We start from the raw sequence: 6,039 nt of genomic DNA, 5'->3' as shown, positions 1-6,039 counted from the left end.
CGCAGCTACATGTCTCATCAGCAGTTCACATGGCAGCCACCTCGCAGGCTGCTAGACTGGCCAGGTTTCTCCTGGCACACCAAAGAGCGCAAAGAATTTCAACACCTTGTCTGCAAAGCGACGCGGCGATGCAGAAACCTCGGTTTTGCTTCGTGTCCTTCGCACCTTTGCGGTTCCAATTGACGGATCTAGGCTTATAGGCGCGCGGAGCGCAGCCACCACCAGCAATCGGCGGTAGCTGCGCCTCGCACTACAGCAAGACGCTGTCGATCACGTGGACGATCCCGTTCTCCGCGGCAATCGTTTTGGCGACCTTCGCATCGCCAATCTGGAGCTGACCAGGCATGCTAACCGGTAGGCTCTGCCCAGATAGCGTCGAGATGGACTGCTTCTGCATCAGCTCGGTCGTACTCACGACACCAGGCACGATATGCGACGCGACGAACTGACTGCTCGCCTCTTTGTCGCGCATCAGGGCCGCTTTCTGCTCCGGCGCCAGCTTGGCAAAGGCCTCGCTGCTCGGCGCAAGTACGGTGATCGGGGTTTGGCCCGACAGCATCGCCTCGGCACCGGCCGCCTTGATCGCCGCTTGAAGCTCACGGAAGATGCCCGCGCCCGCGGTGATCTCGGCGATCGTCTTGTCAGCCACCGCGCTTGGGTCGCGCGTCGAGTCGTAGTGCGCATAGAGGTCGGACGGCTTCGCGTTCACGAGACCCGCTCGCGCGCGCTCCAGCGTCTCCTCGTCGGCATACTTGCTCCCGAGCGAGAGCGCGGCGAGCGGACCGAGCGCCGCACCCAGCATCAGAACTGTGGTCAGCGGATTGAAGGTATTGACGGTGTCTTTGGCCATGTGAATTTCCTCGCTGAGTCATGTCGGATTGGATCGAACGGATCGGATCGGGTCGGGTCGGATCCGTCGAGCGTATTGATCACGTCTGTAAGACGGCGATTCGACGTCATCAATTTCCTACCTACACGGTCAACAATTGTCGCGATCCAGAAAATTGCAAGGAATTACCTGTTCATAAAATGGACAAAAAATCCAGAACCATCTTGCGGCGCCCGCAACCTGAGAAAGACGCTCAGGGACAGCCCTGACGGGCCCGACCTCAAGGATCGCCCCAGGAGCGCCAGGCACTGATCCCTCGGGCCGAGACAAGGGCCATGGACCACCCGAGCTCCCGCCCCCAGAGAGCTGGCGGCTAGAGGTTGCAGGCTCTTTTCAAATCTAACGGGGCGTCGCCGCCGCGCAACAGCGCCAGTGGCATCATGCGCGTAGACTAGACGCTGGATTCAGACCAGGCCGAGAGGATCGGAACCATGGACACAGGCACAGCCAAGGCAATCGAGGTCATCGTCATCGGCGCCCTCTTCGTCGGCTTCTATCTACAGCAGCAGAAATCCCTGACCCGGACCAAATCCGACGACTCGGATGCGCGGCGAGAAGCAAGGCGCAGCGCCGCAAGCGAGACATCTAGACAGGGAAGCAAAAGCAGCGAGCCGAGCCAGGGCGACGACCACACCGGCTAGGATCCGCAGCATCGAGCACCGCAACAGGCTCGACGGACAGCGCGGGCACCAGGAGCCGACCGCTAGAGCGAAACCAAGATCGGAGACAGAGATGATGAAACCCTTCATCCCCATCTTTCTCTTGCTGACCAGTCTCAGCTGGCCGACGCAGGCCTACGATACCTATCAACAAGAAGAGATCGTACAGAAAGTCGAGGCCTTTTTCGGTCAAGGCGCGGAGAACATCGGAGAAGTCGTTCAAAAGGTGTTCGAAGACCATGGCGAGCCCAACGCCTTCATCGCCGGGGAAGAAGTCGGCGCCGCGCTAGGCATCGGTCTCAGATATGGACGCGGCACCCTCAGCTTCGCCTACGGCTACGACCGGCCAATCTTCTGGCAAGGCCCCTCGATCGGGATCGATCTGGGAGTCAATGTCGCCAAGGTCTTCGTCCTGATCTACAACCTCCCTTCGGAGGACCTGCTCTTTCAACGCTTTCCCGGCGTGGAGGGCAGCCTCTACTTCGTTGGCGGAATCGGGGTCAATTACCTCCAGTCGAGCGACATCATCGTCGCCCCCATGCGCTTCGGCGCCGGCTGGCGCCAAGGCATCAGCGCCGGCTACATGGATTTCACCGAGCGCGCCCATTACAACCCCTTCTGATCCATCGAGGCCAAGCCAGTGCTGTCGGCGTCGACCATCGTCGGCCACCGCGCCCTTGCTTCTGCCCCCCACGCCCCAGCGTCACATCCCGGGCCGCTAGCGAGATGGCCAGCGAGTTGACAGAAATCGCCGACGCTCAACGATAGTAGGGATCCGGTCGCGGCGGACGCGGATCATAGCCGCCGGGCGGTGGAGGCGGCGGGCGCCGGTCGTCCCAGGGACCGTAGGCGACCTCATCATTGCTCTTGAGATCATAGATGTGTCGATCCGCCGCGCGCAGGCGATCTTCCAGGCGGCGGCGCGCCTCGTACGGCGGATACCCCTCGCGGCGCAGACTGTCGCCAAGCTCGCGAATGTCACGCTGCTCGCGCCGCAGCGAGCGTGCCTCGCGATCGGTCAGAGCACCGAAATCGACACCCCGCTGAATCTCCCGCTGCTGGCGCGTCATCCAGTCTCTAGGATCCTCGCTCCCTGGCTGAGCCGCGAGCGGCAGCGCAACGACCAAACCCAAGACGACAGCCGAAAGCCGATTGGTCCACGTCTTCATCAATCCTTCTCCTGTTAACATTAGTGAGCCTGGGCGTACCAGGCGTCAGGCGGCGTGGCCGAGCAGCGGAGCGCAGAGCCGCCTCCAGATGAGGACGCAGCCACTCGCGGCCCGGCCACCTACAATTGCCGACGAGCCGCAAATCCGTGAAGGCTGGAGCCGACCGCTGGACGAAGTCAATCGCATGAAGCCCAATCACTTCGAGCCCAACGAGCGCGCGCCCGACCAGTTTGAGCCCGCCCCCCTCGAAACACTGACCGCGCGCATCGGTCGCGCCCATGCCCGGCAGCGACTGGGCCTGGAAAGCGAGCACGAGGTCTTGGTGCTCAACAGGCCCGGCGCACACTTCTTCTACCCGGAGAACTGGTACTCCCTCCACAGCGTTATTCGCAACTGTCTGCGCATCGTCGGGCTCTACGGGCGCGCACAGCGCAACGCTTGCGATATCCGAGTTCGCCACAACCCGCTCTCACTGGCCAAGGTGCCCGCCGCCTTTGCAGGCTTTCGCATCCTCCACCTCAGCGACCTCCACCTGGACATGTCCCCGCGCAACGCAAGCGCGGTCACCGAGCGGGTGCGGGATCTCGATTATGACCTCTGCGTCTTGACCGGCGACTATCGCGCCAAGACATTCGGCCCCTGCGACCAGGTGGTCTCGGCATTCCAGGCACTCCGCCCCAGTCTGAAGGATCCGGTCTACGCGATCTTGGGCAACCATGACACCCTGCGCCTCGTCCCCGAGCTCGAGGCCCTGGACATCCGCGTCCTGCTCAATGAATCGGCTTGGATCGAGCGCGCTGGCGAAAGGATCCACCTCGCTGGGATCGACGACGCCCATTACTACCAGGTCCACAACCTCGCGAAGGCCGCGGCCGGGATTCCGGACGAAGGCCTTTCGATCCTGCTCTCGCACACGCCGGAGGTCTATCGCCACGCGGCGCATGCCGGCTTCGACATCTTCCTCTGCGGCCACACGCACGGCGGCCAAATCTGTCTCCCCAGCGGCATCGCGCTCACCTGGGACGCCAGATGCCCGCGCCGATTGTCCGCGGGCCCCTGGCGCTATCGCGACATGATCGGCTACACCTCCGTGGGCGCGGGCACTTCAGTGGTCAACGCCAGACTCAACTGCCCGCCGGAGGTCACCCTGCACGAGCTTCGACGCGCTCCCGGGTAACCTCTCTAGGACCGCGCTCGCAGACGCTGAGCGAGCGGAGTCAGAAGCATGTCGATGACCACGAAGATCAGCACGGCCAGCAGCACTTCCAGTACGCCAAGCCCCAATGGCTCGCGCAACAGGAGTGCCGGAAGCAATGATTCCGGAGCCTGGTCCAACACAGGCGCGGAAGTGCTCGACGGCAGATCGAGCCGACGTTTGGCGAAGCTCGTCGCCGCATCTCCGAGCATGGCCGCGGCGGCCACGGCAAGCCCCAGCAGCCAAGGCAGCCCCAGGACCCCTGCCACCAAGGGCGTCGTCAGCACAGTCGCCGCCCAGCCCCTCCAGGTCTTGGTGCGCCCCAGCAGAGGACGCCCGTCGGCGAGCCGCAAGCCGCCATCGACCGGCCACGCCCAACGGCTTCCAAGCCCGAGACGCGCCAAGACCGGGGCACCGTTCGCCCAGCTAATGAGGATCAAAGCGATCATCACCCCCAAGACCTGCCCCCACGCCACGACTCGGAGGCGCCGCGCCGGAAACGACTCGATCGCGCGACGCCGCAGCGCCTTCGACTTTGGTGTATGTTGCGCACTATGACAGCAAGCTTCTCAGACTTTCGACTTCCCGAGTCCTTGATGCGCGGACTCGCCCGCTGCGGCTACCGCGAGCCGACTCAGGTCCAGGCCCAGGTCATTCCCCTGGCGATGGACGGGGTGGACTTGATGGTCTCGGCCGCGACGGGCTCGGGCAAGACCGCCGCCTTCCTGCTGCCCACCATGCAGCGCTTCATGGACGTCCGCAAGGCGCAGGGCGGCACGCGCGCGCTGGTGCTGGTGCCGACGCGCGAGCTCGCGCGGCAGATCCACGATCACTTCATGCAGCTCGGAAGCTACACCCGATTGACCGCCGAGGTCATCACCGGCGGCGAGCCGCGCGCCCACCAGGTCGCCAAGCTGCGCCGCAATCCGGAGATCCTGATCGCAACGCCGGGGCGTTTGCTCGAGCTTCTCGATTCACACCATGCCGAGCTTGGGGACCTGGAGATCCTGGTGCTCGACGAGGCCGACCGCATGCTAGACATGGGCTTCGCGGACGACGTCCTCGCCATCATCCAGCACAGCCCGCCCGAGCGGCAATCCCTGCTCTTCTCGGCAACCCTGCACCACCGCGGTCTCGCCAAAATCACCGACAGCCTACTGCGCGCGCCAGAGGTTCTGGTGATCGATCCGGTCCGCGAGCAGCACCCGGACATCTCGCACCAGATGGTGCTGAGCGACGACCCGGCGCACAAGCGGCAGCAACTGCTCTGGCTACTCCAGAACGAAACCTTCGAGAAGACCCTGGTCTTCACCAACACGCGCGATGGGGCGGAAGGCGTCGGCGCCTTCCTGCAAGCCTCGAAGCAACGCGCGGCCGTCCTGCATGGCCTCTTGGACCAGCGTGAGCGCAACCGCATCATCGGCTTGCTGCAAAGCGGCGGCATCCATGTTCTCGTCGCGACCGATGTGGCGGCGCGCGGACTGGATATCCCTGGTATGGATTACGTCGTCAACTTCGATCTGCCGCGCAGCGGCGACGACTATCTGCACCGTACCGGGCGAACCGGACGCGCGGGCGCCAAGGGCCGCGCCCTCTCCTTGGTCGGCCCGACGGAATGGAACCGCATGGAGAGCATCGCCCGCTATCTCAACCTCGAGATCGAGCCATTCTCGATCACAGGACTCGAGGCGAAATTCGCCGGGCCAAAGCGGCGCAAGCCGACTGCGAAACGAGCCGGGAGCGGACGCGAAAGAGTCCGAAGCGCGGAGCAGAGGGACAAGCCGAAGAAGAAGCACCGACTCAAGGATCGCAAGAGTATCGGCAAGCGGCGCAAGCCATCGAGCACCAGCCCGGTCGAGGCCGGGCATACACCGCTTCGCAAGAAGCAAACGGCAAGGGAGGGCGCGGGCGCCGCCAAGGCGTCAGGGAAAAAGGAACCGACCTAGCTCGCCGCCGTTGGAAGGACCAGAGCCCGTCGCTCCCCCAAGGCATTGCTGAACCGCAAAGACGGTAGAGTAGAGGCCAGGGTCGCCCCTGGCCCCCCTCGTCGAACGCAGCATGCAGATTTCCCGCACTGCGCTTTCCTGCTGTCTTCACATCAAAGCTATCGCGGGGGAATCGAGCCGT

At 63.9% G+C, this 6,039-nt stretch carries 7 protein-coding genes; 4 read left to right on the top strand and 3 right to left on the bottom strand.

Annotated elements, in window-relative coordinates; genetic code table 11:
* Positions 1–250: 250 nt before the first annotated feature.
* Positions 251–850 carry a fasciclin domain-containing protein gene (locus tag G3446_RS25205; RefSeq protein ID WP_164456437.1) on the bottom strand — a complete coding sequence of 200 codons (600 nt, stop codon included), beginning with the start codon at positions 848–850 and terminating at the stop codon, positions 251–253.
* Positions 851–1,320: 470 nt separating this feature from the next.
* Between G3446_RS25205 and G3446_RS25200 the strand changes: the two genes are divergently transcribed.
* Together G3446_RS25200 and G3446_RS25195 are read left to right on the top strand one after the other, a co-directional pair.
* Complete coding sequence (locus G3446_RS25200) at positions 1,321–1,530, top strand: hypothetical protein (protein WP_164456436.1); 210 nt, start codon at positions 1,321–1,323, stop codon at positions 1,528–1,530.
* A gap of 91 nt (positions 1,531–1,621) precedes the next feature.
* Positions 1,622–2,170: a DUF1134 domain-containing protein gene (locus tag G3446_RS25195; RefSeq protein ID WP_245232757.1), complete on the top strand. Its 549-nt coding sequence runs from the start codon at positions 1,622–1,624 to the stop codon at positions 2,168–2,170.
* Between the two features lie 136 nt (positions 2,171–2,306).
* On the opposite strand, the gene G3446_RS25190 is transcribed toward G3446_RS25195, so the two are convergent.
* Complete coding sequence (locus tag G3446_RS25190; protein ID WP_164456435.1) at positions 2,307–2,717, bottom strand: hypothetical protein; 411 nt, start codon at positions 2,715–2,717, stop codon at positions 2,307–2,309.
* A gap of 184 nt (positions 2,718–2,901) precedes the next feature.
* Here G3446_RS25190 and G3446_RS25185 point away from each other — a divergent pair, with 184 nt between their 5' ends.
* Positions 2,902–3,894 (top strand): metallophosphoesterase, encoded by a 993-nt coding sequence (locus G3446_RS25185; protein WP_164456434.1) that lies wholly within the window; start codon positions 2,902–2,904, stop codon positions 3,892–3,894.
* Between the two features lie 5 nt (positions 3,895–3,899).
* On the opposite strand, the gene G3446_RS25180 is transcribed toward G3446_RS25185, so the two are convergent.
* Positions 3,900–4,361, bottom strand: coding sequence for a CDP-archaeol synthase (locus G3446_RS25180; protein WP_164456433.1), 462 nt, complete (start codon positions 4,359–4,361; stop codon positions 3,900–3,902).
* 147 nt (positions 4,362–4,508) lie between these two features.
* Between G3446_RS25180 and G3446_RS25175 the strand changes: the two genes are divergently transcribed.
* On the top strand, positions 4,509–5,858 hold the full coding sequence (locus tag G3446_RS25175; RefSeq protein WP_342450241.1) for a DEAD/DEAH box helicase: 1,350 nt from the start codon (positions 4,509–4,511) through the stop codon (positions 5,856–5,858).
* Positions 5,859–6,039: the final 181 nt, after the last annotated feature.

Source organism: Thiorhodococcus minor, from assembly GCF_010820565.1.
GTDB lineage: Bacteria > Pseudomonadota > Gammaproteobacteria > Chromatiales > Chromatiaceae > Thiorhodococcus > Thiorhodococcus minor.
The sequence above is the reverse complement of the archived record's forward strand: the minus strand, read 5'-3'. Positions and strand labels throughout refer to the sequence as shown.